The sequence below is a fragment of the Cytobacillus sp. T106 genome, assembly GCF_040492155.1.
GTDB lineage: Bacteria > Bacillota > Bacilli > Bacillales > Cytobacillaceae > Bacillus_AB > Bacillus_AB infantis.
Genome location: NZ_JBEUMK010000022.1, coordinates 41,118 through 58,719, shown reverse-complemented (window position 1 = coordinate 58,719; position 17,602 = coordinate 41,118). Strand labels below are relative to the sequence as shown.

The following is a 17,602-nucleotide window of genomic DNA, read 5'->3' as shown; positions in this document are numbered from 1 at the left end:
TGCAGATCAGGAGCCTACATTTTAAAGCTAAACTAATTTTAGCAAATTTATACAAATCCATAAAAAAACATAAGCCTGAACCAAACCGGTCCAGGCTCCCATCACTTCATCAGCTTCCTAATCAGCTTCAGCCCATTCTCAGCAGAAGGATAACGGAACGAAAAATCAAACAGCGTAGTCTGCTTCAGCACACTTTTATCATGCGAAAACGTCCCAAAACTGCTCTTCCCATGATAACTCCCTATCCCGCTCTCCCCGACACCTCCGAAAGGAAGATACGGCGTCGCGATATGCATCAAAGTATCATTAATGCACCCGCCTCCAAAAGAAATCGTACCATTCACCTTATTTTCTATATCCTTGCTTCCCGTAAACAAATACAAAGCAAGCGGCTTCGGGCGTGACTGGATAAAGGAGATGGCTTCATCCAAGGCTGCATACCCGTATACCGGCAGGATCGGGCCAAATATTTCATCCTGCATAACAGGCGAATTAAAAGAAGGGGCATCCATCAGTGTCGGCTCCATTTTTCTAAGCTCACCATTCACCCTTCCCCCGAAAAGAATTGGTCCGTCGCTCAAATACGCTTCAAGCCTGCTGAAATGCCGGTTATTGACGATCTTGGAATAATCCTCATTACCAAGAGGGTTATCACTGTAAAATTCCTTGATGCACTTCTTCATCTCTTCCAGCAGAGTCTGTTTCACTTTTTCATGGACAAACAGATAATCCGGGGCAATGCACGTCTGTCCGGCATTTGTAAATTTGCCGAAAACAATCCTCTTCGCCGCCAGGCCGATATTTGCATCCTCATGGACAATGACCGGGCTTTTTCCGCCAAGCTCCAGGGTGACAGGAATCAGTTTTTTGCTGGCTGCCTCCATCACAATCTTGCCGACAGGGACGCTTCCTGTAAAAAATATATAATCAAAAGGCTGCTCAAGCAGCTGCTGGCTGGTCTCCACACCGCCTTCAACAGTTGAAATATACTCTACCGGATAGACTTCCTTGATCAGCGCTGAGAGCACATGTGATACATTCGGGGTCAGCTCCGATGGCTTGATGACAGCCGTATTCCCGGCAGCAATTGCCCCAATGAGCGGGGACAGGGCGAGCTGGACCGGGTAATTCCATGGGGCAATGATGAGGGCCGCTCCGTATGGCTCAGGGATAATATAGCCCTTGGAGCCGATATGGGTCATGGCCGTCTTCACTTTCTTTGCTTTCATCCACTTTTTCAGATGCTTCAATGTATAGCCGATTTCTTCATATAAAATCCCAATTTCCGTTGAATATGCTTCAAGTTCAGACTTTCCAAGATCTTCTTTTAACGCAGAGATCAGCTGCTGTTCATTATTTTTGATACTATCCTTAAGCTCCTGCAGCCGGGCAAGCCTGAATGCTGCGGGCTTTGTTCCCTGGGTCGCAAAAAAGTTCTTCTGGGCGGCAAGCAGCCTTTTTATTTCTTCTGCTGGCGTCTCAGTTAAGATGTTTTGCTGCAATCCGATCACCTGCTTTCAGCTTGATTCAATGATTAAATTGAGCATACCTTTTCCCTCAGGAATAGGCAATCAGCAGGAACTAAAAAATAATTATTTTCGAATACCGAATTATTTGTTATTCTAATAAAAAGGAATAAAAATTCACCACTAAGGATGGTTATACAATGAAACAGATAATTCAGAACGAAATAGATAAGCTTAAGCAGGAATTTGTCAATATCAGCACGTACATAGGAGAAAATCCTGAGCTCGGGCATGAGGAGTTCAAATCTTCGGCGATTTTGATTGAAACATTGGAACAGCACGGATTTAATGTAGAGAAGGGAACCTGCGGACTTCCGACTGCTTTTCGTGCTGTTTATGACAGCGGCATTGCGGGAGCAGCCATTGGGCTGATGGCTGAATATGATGCACTTCCTGAGGTAGGTCATGCATGCGGGCACAACCTCATAGGCACAATGGCAATTGCTGCAGGGATCGGCCTGAGCAAGGCTGTTGGAGAAACTGGCGGAAAAGTGATTGTGTACGGAACTCCCGCTGAAGAAACAAAAGGCGGGAAAGTGACAATGGCGGAGAACGGGATCTTCGATGAACTGGATGTTGCGATGATGGTCCATCCTTTGTCCAAGTATTTGAAAAGCGGCAGATCACTTGCCATGGATGCGATCCAGTTTGAATTCTTCGGCAAGAGTGCCCATGCGGCTGCGAGTCCGGAAAAAGGGATCAACGCTCTTGATGCTGTGCTTCAGACTTTTAACAGCATCAATGCCCTCAGACAGCATATCACTTCTGATGCAAGAATCCATGGCATCATCCCTGAAGGAGGAAAAGCGGCCAATGTAGTTCCTGACTATGCGTCTGCCCAGTTCTATGTAAGAGCATCAAGCCGATCTTATGTGAATGAACTGGTTGAAAAAGTGAAAGCATGCGCCCAGGGTGCTGCGCTTCAGACTGGTGCAGAAATGAAAGCTTCTTTTTATGAATTTTCGTATGATGACATGCAAACAAACCAGCAATTATCGGATGCATTCACTAACGAGCTGATCGGGCTGGGAATAGATCCAGGTGAAATCCACGAGGACCGCGATGGATCAGGATCGCTCGATATGGGAAATGTCAGCCAGGCTGTGCCTTCCATTCACCCATATATCAAGATTTGCGACGAAGATTTCGCCTGCCATACCCATGAGTTCCGCGAAGCGGCCATGAGCAGCCAGGCACAGGAGGCAATGATCTTAGGGGCAAAGGCAATGGCCCTGACGGGTTATGAAATCCTCTCAAGCGAAGAACTGCTTCAATCCATCAGGGAAGAATTCAAAAAGAATAAACTCGTTAATGCATAATGATGTACTCAAAGAGCTTATCCAAAACGGATAGGCTTTTTTAGATTCAGCCTCAGCAGGACACAATTAGGAAAAACCCGTTTTTTTGCCTTTTATAAAGGGTACTCTAGATAGTAATCAGCCTAACCAGCTTGGAATCACTCTCTCAAGAGCTCGCCATAGAAGTGGCCAGGGCTGGTGATAGGGGCAACAGACTAACAGAGTTAAAGGGGATTTTGCACATGAAACTGACACCAGAGCAACGGATCGAGCTGCACGGCTTTAATAATCTGACTAAAACGTTAAGCTTTAATATGTATGATATCTGCTATACAAAAACAAAAGAAGAACGGGAAGCTTATATTGATTATATTGATGAACAGTATAGTGCTGAGAGGCTCACCAACATTCTGACTAATGTGTCCGATATCATCGGGGCACACGTGCTGAATGTCGCCCAGCAGGACTATGTACCGCAGGGAGCCAGTGTGACCATGCTCGTATCAGAAGGCCCTGTTGTCGAAGTGCCTGAAGAATCACTGGAGGAATCTCCTGGACCGCTCCCTGACAATGTGGTCCTGCAGCTTGATAAAAGCCATATTACAGTCCACACCTACCCTGAATTCCATCCGACAGAAGGGATCAGCACCTTCAGGGCAGATATTGATGTTTCCACGTGCGGGGAAATTTCACCGCTAAAAGCCCTGAATTATTTGATCCACTCCTTTGAGACGGATGTAATGACGATTGATTACCGCGTCAGAGGGTTTACACGGGACATCAACGGTGAAAAGCTATATATCGACCATGATATTAACTCTATACAGAACTATATACCAGATGAAGCAAAAGGCCTGTATGATATGATCGATGTGAATATCTATCAGGAAAAAATTTTCCACACAAAATGCAAACTGAAGGAATTCGACCTGAATAATTATCTGTTTGGCTTTACTAAGGAGAAGCTGGATTCAGAAGAAGCGGAAGAAATCACCGACCGACTTAAAACAGAGATGGACGAAATCTTTTATGGCACCAATATTTCCTCGCAAAATTAATTTCTATACTTTTTATTAAGGTAGCATGAGACTGCAAAGATCCTCTCATTATGGGGCCATTTGCAGTCTTTTTTGTATGCAGATATCCTTCACACTGTCTTTTTGCTAGACCTTTTTCTTTCTACTCTCTTTAAATTAAGTTTTACAACTTGCCCTTTCTGCGTATGTTAGATTAACGGAACATTCTGAACCATGCTGCTGGATTGCCCTGGTACGAAACAGCCCGGTTCTGCAAAGGATGATTCAATTTATTTTAGAGGGGGAGTAAAGATGGCAGACAATGTGAAGATCGGCTTGATACAAGCATCTCATGATGTGGACGGCAGCGAGCCAGTTGCAGTTCATAAGGAGAAGGCAATCGAAAAGCATATAAAGCTTGTTAGGGAAGCGGCAGAAAAGGGCGCCCGGATTGTATGCCTGCAGGAGATCTTTTATGGTCCTTATTTCTGTTCCGAGCAGAATACGAAATGGTATGACGCTGCAGAAGAAATCCCGGACGGCCCGACAACAAAGCTATTCCAGGAGCTGGCAAGGGAGCTTGGGATTGTTATTGTCCTTCCGATTTATGAACGGGAAGGGATAGCTACCTATTATAATACAGCTGCTGTCCTGGATGCAGACGGAACTTATCTGGGAAAGTACCGGAAGCAGCATATTCCGCATGTTGCGGCAGGAGGAAACGGCTGCGGGTTCTGGGAAAAATATTATTTTAAACCAGGGAACCTGGGCTATCCGGTATTTGATACTGCATATGCCAAAATCGGCGTGTATATCTGCTATGACAGGCATTTCCCGGAAGGGGCAAGGCTTCTGGGGCTTAATGGCGCAGAAATCGTCTTCAATCCATCGGCCACGGTCGCCGGCCTGTCCGAATATTTATGGAAACTCGAGCAGCCTGCCCATGCAGTCGCCAACGGATATTATGTTGGCGCCATCAACCGCGTCGGCTATGAGGGTCCATGGAATATGGGAGAATTTTATGGGCAGTCATACCTGGTGGATCCTAAAGGAAGCTTCGTTGCCTCTGCCAGCCGGGATAAGGATGAAGTCATCATAGGTGAAATGAACAAGAAGCTGATCCGGGAGGTCAGGGACACCTGGCAGTTTTACCGCGACCGCAGGCCGGAAACATACAGTGAAATGACATCCCTTCTTCCGTAAGGGGCTTTTATGTGAAAATAAGCTTTTCAATTGCCTGCCTGGCACAGGCAGGATAGGAGGGAACGCTGTGATCGATGCAAAACCAAAGCGAATCTCACACACCGACCTGGAACAGAACTTCAGGGAAGCGGAGCCTGCGCTGTCCAGCAGGGATGCTGCCCATGAAGCCAGCCGCTGCCTGTATTGCTATGATGCCCCTTGTATTAAAGCATGTCCAACTGGAATAGATATCCCTTCATTCATAAAAAAAATCAGCAGCGGAAATATGCTGGGATCCGCCAAAACCATCATGGATGCCAATCCTGTCGGCGCAAGCTGCTCAAGGGTCTGCCCGACAGAAGAGCTCTGTGAAGGGGCGTGTGTATTGAATTCAACAAAAAGCCCTATTCTGATCGGCAAACTGCAGAGGCATGCGACTGACTGGGCCATAAAAAGCGGGAAGGACTTATTTTTCCCAGGTGCGGCCAACGGCAAAAAAGCAGCGGTCATCGGAAGCGGACCTGCGGGATTATCGGCTGCCAGGGAGCTGGCCCGTCTCGGCTATGAGACTGTCATCTATGAAGCCGAGGAGGAAGCCGGAGGGCTGAACACTTACGGTATCGTTTCATTCCGTCTGCCCAAGGAGATTGCCCATTGGGAAGCAGAACAGGTCAGGCGGATGAATGTAGACATCAGGACCAAAACGAAGATCGGCCGGGATGTTACAGCCGGAGAACTGCTGGACGGATATGACTTTGTGATTCTTGCTGCAGGCATGTCAAAAGTGCCGGACCTTGGAATTGAAGGTGAAAATCTGGAAGGTGTCTTTGATGCGATTGAATTTGTGAAGCAGACAAAAACCGGTGAACTGAGGAGAGATGTGGCAGGCAAGAAAGCAATTGTAATCGGCGCCGGCAACACAGCAATTGACGGGGCAACCTGTGCAGCAAGGCTCGGGGCGGGGAATGTGAAAATCCTTTACAGGAGGACACAGGAAGAAATGACTGCCTATGATTTTGAATATGAGTTTGCGAAGCAGGATGGAGTCGAGTTCCGATGGCTGACGGCACCCAAAAGGATTATCAGCAATGACCGCGGGGAAGCAGCAGGACTGGAGTGCATCCAAATGATGCTTGGCGAGCCGGATACGGATGGTCGGAGAAGGCCCGTACCCATTGAAGGATCTGAGCATCTGCTCCCGGCTGACATCATTATTAAAGCCATCGGGCAGCAAAGGCATGAAAGCCTCATCGATCAATTCGGCCTTGCTCACGATGGGGGAGTTGTAGAAATCAATCCTGAGACATGCCAGACCTCAAATCCGAAAGTGTTTGCCTGCGGGGATATTGTCTTCGGCAAAGGAAAAGGGGAAGCCATGGTCGTCACTGCTGCCCAGCAGGGTAAACAAGCAGCCCATGCGATCCACAAGCTGATGATGAAGGAAGAAAGGAGAGAAGCAAATGGCTGATTTAAGCATAGAATTGGCGGGCATAAAGTCCCCCAATCCTTTCTGGCTTGCCTCTGCACCACCTACCAATTCAGGCTATCAGGTTCAGCGTGCTTTCGAGGCCGGATGGGGCGGAGCTGTTTGGAAAACGCTGGGTGAGCCTATTTTAAACGTTTCTTCCCGATTTGCTGCTGTCAGCTTTAATGGACAGCGGGTCGCAGGCTTTAACAATATTGAGCTGATTACAGACAGGCCGCTTGAAGTCAATCTGAAGGAAATCTATGAAACGAAAAAGAAGTTTCCCAACAACACGATCATTGCCTCACTGATGGTTGAGCCGAAACAGGAGAAATGGCATGAAATTGTCAAACGGGTCGAAGAGATTGGGGTAGATGGACTTGAGCTTAACTTCGGCTGCCCGCACGGGATGGCAGAGAGGGGAATGGGATCTGCATCCGGACAGGTGCCAGAGCTGGTGGAAAAACAAACTTATTGGGCGAAGGAAGCGGCCCGGACACCAGTCATCGTGAAGCTTACCCCCAATATAACGGATATTACAGCAACAGCAGAAGCAGCGGTAAAAGGCGGTGCAGATGCTGTCAGTATGATCAATACGATCAACAGCCTTGCCGGGGTGGACCTTGATACCTGGAATACGATTCCGCATGTCGGAGGGAAGGGAGCACATGGAGGCTATTGCGGCCCGGCAGTCAAACCGATTGCACTGAACATGGTCGCTGAGTGCGCCAGGAATCCAGCAATATCTGTACCGATTTCTGGCATGGGCGGGATATCGAACTGGCAGAATGCGGTTGAATTCATGCTGATGGGCGCTTCCGGCGTACAGATTTGTACAGCTGCTATGCACCACGGGTTCCGCATCATTGAAGATTTAATGGATGGTTTGAATAATTATCTGGACGAGAGAGGCATCCGGTCAGTCAGGGACATTATCGGAAAATCTGTACCAAGGTATTCGGACTGGGGCAATCTGGACCTTAACTATAATATTGCTGCGAGGATCGACCCTGATATCTGCATCAATTGCAATAAATGCCATATCGCCTGTGAGGACACCTCGCATCAATGCATTGATATGCTGGTTGATGAAAACGGAAAAGAATATTTGAAAGTCCGCGAAGAAGACTGTGTCGGCTGCAACCTCTGTTCTATTGTCTGCCCGGAGGAAGGGGCCATTTCAATGGTAGAGCTTCCGCACACACAGCCGCCTATGACCTGGAATGAACGGCAGGCCGCGATAGCCGGGGCACAGGCATGCGAATTGGATCTATCTAAACGGTAAAGGGGTGCTGAATATGAAGAAAATAATAAAGAACGGCACTATAGTGACAGCATCAGATACTTTTCAGGCTGATATTTTAATAGAAGAAGGAAAAATCGCCCTGATTGGCAGGGATCTGCAAGATACCGGGGCGGAAATCATCAATGCTGCAGGGCTTTACGTTTTTCCGGGCGGCATAGACCCGCACACCCACCTGGATATGCCATTCGGCGGGACTGTGACAAAGGACGATTTTGAGTCAGGCACGATTGCCGCAGCCTTTGGGGGCACGACGACCATCATAGACTTTTGCCTGACATCTAAAGGAAGGCCTCTCCAGGAAAGCATTGATGAATGGCACCAAAAATCTAAAGACAAGGCTGCCATCGATTACAGCTTCCACCTCATGATCGGGGAAATCAATGATAAAGTACTGGCGGAGCTGCCGAAAGTGATAGATTATGAGGGAATTACTTCTTTCAAAGTCTTCATGGCCTATAAAAATGTCTTCCAGGCTGATGATGAAACGCTTTTCAAGACGCTGGTTGCCGCAAGGGACCTCGGGGCTCTTGTCATGGTGCATGCAGAAAACGGGGATGTCATCGATTATCTTACGAAAAAGGCATTGGAAGAAGGACATACAGAACCCATCTACCATGCGCTTACAAGACCTCCTGAGCTGGAAGGGGAAGCAACGGGGCGTGCGGCTGAGCTGACCGGCCTGGCAGGCTCCCAGCTGTATGTGGTACATGTATCCTGCGCTGAAGCAGCAGAAAAAATTGCCGCAGCCCGCTCCAGGGGCATCGATGTCTGGGGGGAAACCTGTCCGCAGTATCTTGTTCTTGACCAGACCAGCCTCGAAAAGCCTGAGTTTGAAGGCGCAAAATATGTGTGGTCCCCGCCGCTCCGTGAAAAATGGAATCAGGACACTTTATGGAATGCCCTCAAAAGCGGACAGCTCCAGACGATCGGCTCTGACCAATGCTCTTTTGACTTTAAGGGGCAAAAGGATCTCGGCAGGGAGGATTTTACCAAAATACCGAACGGAGGCCCGACTATTGAAGACCGGTTCTCGATCCTCTTTTCAGAAGGGGCGGCAAAGGGAAGGATCACCCTCAACCAATTTGTCGACATCACTTCGACCCGTGCTGCGAAGCTATTTGGCCTCTACCCTCAGAAAGGGACGATTGCTGTAGGCTCTGATGCCGATATTGTCCTATTTGACCCTGAAAAGGAACGAACCATTTCTGCAGGCACCCACCATTTGGCTGTTGATTACAGCGCATTTGAAGGATTATCAGTCAAAGGAGAGCCTGTCACTGTGCTCGTAAGGGGAGAGTATGTGATTAAAGACCGCCAGTTCACTGGAAAAGCGGGCAGCGGGCAATATTTAAAAAGAGCAAAATATTTTAAACACAAAACCCATAATAACGTGATTCCTGCTTATTAGATTAAGAGGGTTGGCTGTGGACGGAGATGAATTACCCCGGCTTTGTTTCAGTGAACAGGATGATGGCATGCACTAACCCGGCTTTTCGGTTTCAATCAGCTTCTCGGCCTGACAAAAATTAACCGGACAGGATGTGTACGTATGAAAAGAAGCCATCTGAAATCCCCTGACCTTTATCCGATCCAGCAAAAGGACAGGAATATCACCTCGCTCGGCTATTCATTTATGTGGGTGGGCATGGTGGTGGTACTCGCCACCTTTGCCATCGGAGGCTCCGGGGTTATGAGCCTCCCATTGCCGCTTGTCATTATTGCAACGGTGATCGGCTGCCTCGGAATCGGCTTATTCATCAGTTTGATTGCAGACATCGGGATAGAGCATGGCCTATCCTTCCCGGTCTATATGCGCGCCCCTTTCGGCACAATCGGGACTCATATCCCCTCAATCACGAGGGGCGTCACCGCCTCTATGTGGTTTGGAATCAATACCTACTTCGGTGCCACTGCCATGAATGGCATCATTGATATTTTATTCGGTTTCAATAACTGGTTTATCTGTTTTCTTATTTTCGCAGCTGCACAGCTCATTAATACCAGCCTTGGGATAAAAGCGATAGAGCGTTTTGCTGACATGGCAGCTCCGGTCATTATCCTGATTTCCGTCTGGATGTACCTATCTTTATCCGATACGGCTGAAGAGGCAGGAAGGAATATTTGGACATGGGCAGAAAATCCGGCAGCGGGAACCGATGCATTTACTGCTTTCCTTGTTGTGATCTTCAGCAATATGGGCTTTTGGGCGACCTTGAGTGCTGATATTCCTTCCATTTCCCGGTTCATCAAGGCGCCCGTGAATGAAAAAAACTGGTTTAAGCGCAATAAAGGGGCGCTGATCGGCAACCTGATCGCCATGCCGCTGACACAGACCTTTATGATTATCATAGGAGGGATCGCTTATATTGCCGTCCTGAATTACGATCCTGTCATCGCCCTTCAGGAAGCGGCAGGAGGACTCGTCCTATGCGTCCTGCTTCTGATGATCATCCTGGCGCAATGGTCCACCAACACGGCGGCCAATGTCGTTCCGGCGGCAACGATATTTTCTAATGTTGGCGGGCCGAAATTTCCTTTCTGGGCTGGCGTTATTACAGCAGGAATTGTCGGGACAGTCGTCCAGCCATGGAATCTCTTTGGCGTCATCATCCCTGTCCTCCTGTTTGTAGGCGGCATCCTGTCTGCGATTGTCGGCATCCTTTTTGCTGATTATTATCTGCTGAGAAAAAGGCGCGTCAATGTACCTGAATTATACGAGGACCATGGGCAGTTCAGGTATTGGGGAGGAATCAACCTTGCAGGATTCATCAGCTGGGTCATTGGTGCCGCAGTTGCATACTGGCTTCCCAACTATTCATTCCTTGCCGGATTCCTGGCAGGAGCAGGCTCTTATTACCTTCTTGCCCGGTACTGGTGGTTCCGCAAATATCAGCAGGCCGAAATCAATGATCCGGATGACAGCAAATATCTCGGAATCAGTGTGGGGCGCGACTGGATTTTGGACGATGATCAGGAAAAAGCCGCTGATTCCATGAAATCTTGACTATTTTCAGGAGGTCAGAGTATGTCAGACTACCAGTTCTTTTTGCATGAAAGAGACAAAATCGATTTTTATATCGAAAAAGGATTCAGAATCCTTCAGGTGAAAGAAAGCTTGGATGGAGCGGCCATCTTGTTTGCCAATCCGGCCAGCGGGATCCAGGAAACAATCCATGTTGGGACAGCAGAAGCACGGAAATATTTCAGCGGGCTTCTGCTCAAGCAGAAAGAGCATTCTGCAGAACAAAAATAGCTGTGATAGAGCGAAGGATTGCGCATTTCATTATTTGCCGCTGATCCTTCGCCTTCATGTGCAGCTTTCTATCGAAGTCTTATAAAAATCTGAAGTGGATATTTCATATGAAGGAGATGGAGCATATGGCGATCAGGCATGAAACAGAGGTTTTGAGAAATTTTATTGATGGCAATTGGGTAGAAGCTTCCTCTGCAGATACATTTGAAGTCATCAACCCTGCCAATGATGAAGTGCTCGCGAGGGTGCCTGCCTCCAGTGCAGAAGATGTCAGCCTTGCTGTCCAGGCAGCAGGAAGGGCGTTTATTTCGTGGAGGAAGGTGCCTGTCCCAAAGAGGGCAAGGCTCCTTTTCAAATATCATAATCTGCTGTCACAGCATCATGAACAGCTTGCTGAGCTGATTGTAAAAGAGAACGGAAAATCCTTCAAAGAAGCATTCGGCGAGGTCCAAAGAGGCATCGAGTGTGTGGAATTTGCCGCAGGTGCACCGACCTTAATGATGGGTGAGTCGCTTTCAGGGATCGCTGAGGATATTGATTCTGAGATGTTCCGTTACCCGCTTGGCGTGGTTGGGGGGATCACTCCTTTTAACTTCCCGATGATGGTCCCTTTGTGGATGTTCCCTCTTGCTGTTGCCTGCGGGAATACTTTTGTGCTGAAGCCGTCTGAAAGGACGCCGATCCTGGCAGCGCGCCTTGCTGAACTGTTTGCCGAAGCGGGCGCCCCTCCTGGAGTCCTGAACATTGTACACGGCGCACATGATGTTGTGAATGCACTGCTTGAACATAAAGAGGTTGCCGCCATCTCATTTGTCGGTTCTCAGCGGGTTGCAAAATATGTGTATGAACGGGCCGCTTCTGAAGGAAAGCGGGTACAGGCACTCTCGGGTGCTAAAAATCACCATATCGTCATGCCTGATGCCGATGCTGAGAAGGCGGCCCAGCATATCATCAGTTCCTCATTCGGCAGTGCCGGCCAGAGGTGCATGGCATGCAGTGCCGTTGTCGTGGTGGGAGAAAACGACAGCTTCATTAATGAGCTTAAGAAAAAAGCCGATGAGCTCAAGGTCGGCAGCGGGATGGAAGAAGATACCCTCCTGACGCCCGTCATCCGCAAGGAGCATCTTGAAAAAGTCCTCGGACTCATTGAAAAAGGAGAAGAAGAAGGGGCTGAGCTGATACGGGACGGCCGCACGGAGATGGAGCGGCACCCAGCCGGGAACTTTCTTGGTGCAACGATCTTTGATAGGGTGACATGCGATATGACGATCGCAAAGGAAGAGCTATTTGCACCTGTACTGAGCCTGCTCAGGGCAGGAAGCCTTGATGAAGCGCTGGACTTCATCCGAAGGTCAAGATACGGGAATGGAGCAACCATCTATACAAACGATGCCAGGAGCATCAGGCAATTCCGTGAAGAGGCGGATGCCGGAATGCTCGGCATCAATGTAGGCGTTCCGGCTACAATGGCATTCTTCCCTTTTTCAGGCTGGAAGGATTCCTTCTATGGGGACCTTCATGTCAATGGCAAAGATGGCTTGAATTTTTATACAAAAAAGAAAATGGTCACATCTCGTTTTGAACTTTGAAATCACTTAGCAGCAACGAGGAGGAGATAGGATGGCACAGTCAGTGAACGGAAATAAATCATTGCTTGAACAGGATGATCAATATGTATGGCATTCAATGAAGCCCTACAGCCCGCAGTCGACCATCGTCGCGGAAAAGGCTGAGGGTTCGTGGATAACTGCAAGTGACGGGAAACGCTATTTAGATGCGATGGCTGGCCTGTGGTGCGTGAATGCGGGATATGGCAGGAAGGAGCTTGCCGAGGCTGCATATGTACAGCTGAAGGAGATGCCTTATTTTCCGCTGACCCAAAGCCATGCTCCAGCCATCAGGCTTGCTGAGAAGCTGAATGAACTGCTTGGCGGAGAATATGTTATTTTCTTTTCCAACAGCGGATCGGAAGCAAATGAAACCGCCTTTAAAATCGCCAGGCAATATCATCAGCAGCGCGGGGAAGCAGGGCGCTATAAAATTGTGTCCCGCTACCGGTCCTATCATGGCAATACTATGGGATCGCTCGCCGCGACAGGGCAGGCACAAAGAAAATACAAATATGAGCCGCTCTCCCCGGGATTCATACATGTACAGCCGCCAGACTCTTACAGAGATGAAGTCCACAGCGGCAGCCCTTCTGATCTGCCCGCAGTCAAAGCGCTTGACCAGGCAATGACTTGGGAACTGAGCGAAACGATTGCTGCCATGATTATGGAACCGATCATCACCGGAGGGGGAATCATCACTCCGCAGGAAGGCTATATGAAGGCTGCCAAAGAGGTATGCGAAAAGCACGGAGCCCTGCTGATCTCTGACGAGGTGATCTGCGGCTTTGGCCGGACAGGGAAGCCTTTTGGCTTTATGCATGACGGTATAAGGCCCGATATCATCACAATGGCAAAAGGCATCACGAGCGCCTATCTCCCGCTGTCAGCCACTGCTGTGAAGAAAGAGATCTATGAAGCGTTCAAGGGAAGCGGGGAATACGACTATTTCCGGCATATCAATACATTCGGCGGCAATCCGGCTGCCTGCGCACTGGCGCTTAAAAACCTCGAAATTCTTGAAAAGGAAAACCTCTATAAACGTTCGGCCGATCTTGGTGCAAAGTTGAAAGAAAATCTTGCCTCCCGCCTGGCGGATCATCCTTTTGTTGGCGATGTCAGAGGGAAAGGCCTATTGATCGGAATTGAGCTAGTCAGCAGCAAAGAAACGAAAGAGCCTCTCGAGGCAGCCCTTGTCAATAAAGTCATAGCCGCCTGCCGTGAAAAAGGAGTGCTGATCGGGAAAAATGGAGCTACTGTGGCAGGCTACAATAACGTCCTTGCACTGTCGCCGCCCCTCAACATAAAAGAAGAAGATGCCGAACTTGTTATCGGGACCCTTAAGGATGCGCTGGAAAGTATTTTGTGAACGGCTTCATCCCGGTTTTTTCTGGCATAAGGAAAAATGGTTCAGAATAAGATGTGGAATAGAACCTATTTAGAAAAGGGAGTTTGATATATGGCCAGCTGCAGCCACCAGGCAGAAGTAAAAATACCGATAGAATCTTTGTGGGACTTCGTCAGCAATATTGACCGCTGGGCCCCGCTTGTGCCGGGATATATTGACCATACGATCATCAATGATCGGGAATCGACATGGAGCTTTTATACAGATGTGGGCATCATGAAGAAGAAGATACAGCTGAAGGTGGAGATCGTAACCTGGCAGGAGCCTGAAAAAGTCACTTTCAATCTTGAGGGAATCAACGAAAAAATTTCAGGTGAAGGCTATTTTTGGGCAAAAAAAGAGAACCGGACCAATATCATGACCGGCTGCCTGACCATTAGGGCCGAGGGCCTTATGGCAAAGATGGCCAACAGCATATTGAGTTCATCCCTGCCTTCCATCACGGTGGAGCTTACAGAGGCGGTTGCCCGGAAAGCTGAAGAAAATTATAACAGAAAAATCAAGACTCCATTATAAATTGCCTATTTAGTAAAACGGTTTGCATAGCTGGATGCCACAAAGGCCTCCGGCTTTATTTTTGGCTCAAGACCCATAGACTCCAGCCTTGCAACCATTTCATTTACGTACTCCCTTGTTTTGTTCCGCGGGCCGGCGCCGATATCGATATGCCCTTCTATCGCAAAAGTAGCTCCTTTGTAGACATGTGGCAGAACGAAATCAATCATCCTGTTCTTTTTCTCATCATCAAAGAGGGCCACAACTTCCTCGGTCAGGGAGGTTTCGAATGAAATCCTTTCATGGAGCTGCTGCATCTTCCGGGGAACAGTCGTTTTCCTGATGCAGGCCCAGGCCCCTTTTCCTTCATTCTGAATAACAATCCCCGTTATAAAACGGGTCGACTCGGGATGAACCTGTGAATCTGTACCGACCATCAGCCTGTAATTGCCTGCAGGCTGCCGGGACATAAAGCGCAGGATGCGTTCAAAAACCTGTTCAAAGGTAAGATCATGCTCCTGCAGGTTCTGAAAGCTGAAAGTAGGAAGCGAATCGGTTTTCACTCTTTATCACCGCTTTTCAGTTGGTTTATGGAAAGAACCCGTGCATCCGGGGCATACTGGGTTCTTTTTAACCGTACACCCAAGTGTCTAAAGGTGCTGTAATACATTATATTAATGTAATCAAAGGATGTTGTTCTTTTTTTAAAAGGCCTTTTCTGCACATCTCCATGTTTGCCGGATTGCTGTGAGGATATATAACAGGAGAGAACGTAAGGAGGCTACCGTTATGAAAATCAAGAGTTTATTCCTGAATTGCAGTTTAAAAGCAGGGGCAGAGCCCTCAAATACCCAGCGGCTGATGGATGAGGTAATCGGTCACTTTGATACCCTTGGAGTAGAATCAGAAACCATCAGGCTTGCAGATTTCAACATTTCCTATGGGATTTCCGCCGATGAAGGAGAAGGGGATGAATGGCCGGAAATCTTTGAGAAAGTCAAAGAAGCGGATATCCTGGTCATTGGCACGCCGATCTGGCTCGGGGAAAAGAGCAGCATTGCCACACTGGCAATCGAGAGGCTATACGGCGCAAGCAGCATGACAAATGATAAGGGGCAATATCTTTATTATAATAAAGTAGGCGGAGCTGTTGTCACAGGCAATGAAGACGGAGCCAAGGACGCTTCCAAATCCATCATTTACGGTTTATCACATATCGGCTTTACCATCCCGCCGAATGTGGATGCCTATTGGGTAGGGGAAGCAGGCCCGGGCCCTTCATTCATCGAGGCGGAAGGCTATAAAAACAGCTTTACTAAACAGCACGCTAAAATTCTGGCTTATAACTTATTCCACTTTGCCAGTCTGCTGAAAAACCATCCCATCCCAGCAGAAGGCAATGTGATTGAAGGATAGCTGTACAGAAGAAACAGAGCAGACCTCCCCTCAGGCTGCTCTGTTTCTTTTTGTTTTCTATGCAGGATTTACACTTAATCTCATCAGTAATAAGGATTCAAGAACAGACATTGAGGGAATGCTATATTTTGCAATTTCAAGTTGGCAGCAGGAGTGACATTATGGACAGGTTTGAAATGAAACAGCATGCTATTGCCATCATCGGTGCCGGACTCGCAGGTCTTACCTGTGCTTTCCGGCTGAAGCAGGCAGGAATCGAAGCTGTGGTATTTGAATCACAGGCAGACGCAGGCGGCAGATGCCGGACAGACCGGGCTATTTTTGCGGAAGGGCAGTTTGCTGAATGCGGAGGAGAGTTCATTGATTCAAACCATAAAGAAATACTGGGCTTGATCTCTGAACTCGGTTTGCAGACAGATGACCTTACCAGCTTCGAAAAAAAAGGGGGAAAGCCGCTTTATCTTATTAATGGAAAAAGCATCCCCGGAGAAAAGATCGAGGATCTCTACAGCCGGATAGCTGACACTGTCAGAGAAGAATACAGGCTTTGCGAATTCCCTCCGTTGTATAACAGGCATTCTAAGCGTGCGAAAGAGCTGGACAGCATGTCGATCGTGGACTGGATCAATCAAAATATAGAGGGAGGAACTGGCTCTGAGTTCGGCCAGCTTTTATGCGATGCATACACAATCGAATATGGGGCAGATTGTGCTGAACAGAGCGCCCTTAATCTCATCAGCCTTGTAGGAGGGCTGAATGGATCGCATTTCAATGTATTCGGCACCTCTGATGAAAGATACAGGGTGCGGGGCGGGAACGACCTGATCATTGAGAAATTAAAGCAAAAACTGGACGGGTCTATCCTTTATGACCACCAGCTTACAAGCATCAGATCCCTCGGGCAGGGCGGATATCACCTTGGATTTCAATCGGCTGGGAAAAGGAAGGAAGTCTATGCAGGCAAAGTCGTGATGGCCATTCCCTTTACTGTTTTAAAACAAACAGATTACACAAAGAGCGGCTTCAGCCCTCTAAAAGCAAAAGCAATAGAAGAGCTTGGCATGGGTCATAATTTAAAAGCACATTTTCAATTCAGCAGCAGATTTTGGGAGAAGTTTGCCAGCACCGGAACAATCTATACCAATGATATGTTCCAATCTGCCTTTGAAGCTACCCGGGCACAAAAGGGGGATGCCGGAATCCTTGTACATTATGCAGGCGGAAAGGAAGCCGTTCGGTTAATGAAAGAAGGCAAGGAAAAGCATAAGCGGAGATTCCTTCAGGATTTGTCACGGCTGTTCACAGGTGCAGCAGACCATTTTAATGGCAGGGATTTGATATCCTACTGGATTGCCGGCAGCTGGACTGGAGGTTCCTATTCCTTCAGGAAGGTCGGCCAGCACACCGGTTTTGCAGGAGTTGAGATGGAGAAGGAAGGAAGCTGCTATTTTGCCGGGGAGCATACATCCATCCTTTATCAGGGCTATATGAATGGAGCAGTAGAGAGCGGGGGCAGGGCAGCACTTGAAGTGCAGATGGACCTTTTGGACGAACATCATAAAGGCACTCTATAAAGCTATATTCCCCGGGGTCTCTGCCCTGCCCCGGATTATAGTGTTATGTGAAGCCA

General features: G+C 48.2%; 15 protein-coding genes. 13 read left to right on the top strand and 2 right to left on the bottom strand.

Annotated features, from left to right (window positions below; all coding sequences use genetic code 11):
• Positions 1-101 precede the first annotated feature (101 nt).
• Entirely contained in the window at positions 102-1,511 is a 1,410-nt protein-coding gene (locus tag ABU165_RS23430; RefSeq protein WP_396349984.1) for an aldehyde dehydrogenase, read from the bottom strand.
• Positions 1,512-1,666: 155 nt separating this feature from the next.
• On the opposite strand from ABU165_RS23430, the gene ABU165_RS23425 reads away from it, so the two are divergent.
• The 11 genes from ABU165_RS23425 (at position 1,667) to ABU165_RS23375 (ending at position 14,577) form a co-directional block, all read left to right on the top strand.
• Positions 1,667-2,845: a M20 family metallopeptidase gene (locus tag ABU165_RS23425; RefSeq protein WP_148949480.1), complete on the top strand. Its 1,179-nt coding sequence runs from the start codon at positions 1,667-1,669 to the stop codon at positions 2,843-2,845.
• Between the two features lie 221 nt (positions 2,846-3,066).
• Positions 3,067-3,882, top strand: coding sequence for an adenosylmethionine decarboxylase (gene speD / locus ABU165_RS23420; protein ID WP_009793874.1), 816 nt, complete (start codon positions 3,067-3,069; stop codon positions 3,880-3,882).
• Between the two features lie 270 nt (positions 3,883-4,152).
• Positions 4,153-5,043 (top strand): nitrilase-related carbon-nitrogen hydrolase, encoded by an 891-nt coding sequence (locus tag ABU165_RS23415; protein ID WP_022543843.1) that lies wholly within the window; start codon positions 4,153-4,155, stop codon positions 5,041-5,043.
• Between the two features lie 67 nt (positions 5,044-5,110).
• Positions 5,111-6,490, top strand: a complete 1,380-nt coding sequence (locus tag ABU165_RS23410) for an NAD(P)-dependent oxidoreductase (RefSeq protein WP_009793876.1) — start codon at positions 5,111-5,113, stop codon at positions 6,488-6,490.
• Positions 6,483-7,772 carry an NAD-dependent dihydropyrimidine dehydrogenase subunit PreA gene (gene preA, locus ABU165_RS23405; protein ID WP_094769266.1) on the top strand — a complete coding sequence of 430 codons (1,290 nt, stop codon included), beginning with the start codon at positions 6,483-6,485 and terminating at the stop codon, positions 7,770-7,772. Before ABU165_RS23410 ends, preA begins: the two co-directional genes overlap by 8 nt.
• A 13-nt stretch (positions 7,773-7,785) precedes the next feature.
• The gene (gene hydA, locus ABU165_RS23400; RefSeq protein ID WP_318060549.1) at positions 7,786-9,201 is read left to right on the top strand and encodes a dihydropyrimidinase; all 1,416 of its coding nucleotides are present in this window, start codon (positions 7,786-7,788) and stop codon (positions 9,199-9,201) included.
• A 141-nt stretch (positions 9,202-9,342) separates the two neighbouring features.
• Positions 9,343-10,797, top strand: a complete 1,455-nt coding sequence (locus ABU165_RS23395; protein ID WP_101547735.1) for an NCS1 family transporter — start codon at positions 9,343-9,345, stop codon at positions 10,795-10,797.
• 21 nt (positions 10,798-10,818) lie between these two features.
• Positions 10,819-11,046: a hypothetical protein gene (locus ABU165_RS23390; RefSeq protein WP_009793880.1), complete on the top strand. Its 228-nt coding sequence runs from the start codon at positions 10,819-10,821 to the stop codon at positions 11,044-11,046.
• A gap of 116 nt (positions 11,047-11,162) precedes the next feature.
• Positions 11,163-12,635 carry a CoA-acylating methylmalonate-semialdehyde dehydrogenase gene (locus tag ABU165_RS23385; protein ID WP_374703146.1) on the top strand — a complete coding sequence of 491 codons (1,473 nt, stop codon included), beginning with the start codon at positions 11,163-11,165 and terminating at the stop codon, positions 12,633-12,635.
• Between the two features lie 31 nt (positions 12,636-12,666).
• On the top strand, positions 12,667-14,022 hold the full coding sequence (locus ABU165_RS23380) for an aspartate aminotransferase family protein (protein ID WP_009793882.1): 1,356 nt from the start codon (positions 12,667-12,669) through the stop codon (positions 14,020-14,022).
• Positions 14,023-14,112: 90 nt separating this feature from the next.
• Positions 14,113-14,577, top strand: coding sequence for an SRPBCC family protein (locus ABU165_RS23375; protein WP_318060550.1), 465 nt, complete (start codon positions 14,113-14,115; stop codon positions 14,575-14,577).
• Positions 14,578-14,582: 5 nt separating this feature from the next.
• Here the strand turns inward: ABU165_RS23375 and ABU165_RS23370 are convergent, their stop codons facing one another.
• The gene (locus ABU165_RS23370; RefSeq protein WP_318060551.1) at positions 14,583-15,119 is read right to left on the bottom strand and encodes a ribonuclease H-like YkuK family protein; all 537 of its coding nucleotides are present in this window, start codon (positions 15,117-15,119) and stop codon (positions 14,583-14,585) included.
• A gap of 226 nt (positions 15,120-15,345) precedes the next feature.
• Here ABU165_RS23370 and ABU165_RS23365 point away from each other — a divergent pair, with 226 nt between their 5' ends.
• Both ABU165_RS23365 and ABU165_RS23360 read left to right on the top strand, forming a co-directional pair.
• The gene (locus tag ABU165_RS23365) at positions 15,346-15,972 is read left to right on the top strand and encodes a flavodoxin family protein (protein ID WP_094769261.1); all 627 of its coding nucleotides are present in this window, start codon (positions 15,346-15,348) and stop codon (positions 15,970-15,972) included.
• A gap of 161 nt (positions 15,973-16,133) precedes the next feature.
• Entirely contained in the window at positions 16,134-17,546 is a 1,413-nt protein-coding gene (locus ABU165_RS23360; protein WP_318060552.1) for a flavin monoamine oxidase family protein, read from the top strand.
• Positions 17,547-17,602: the final 56 nt, after the last annotated feature.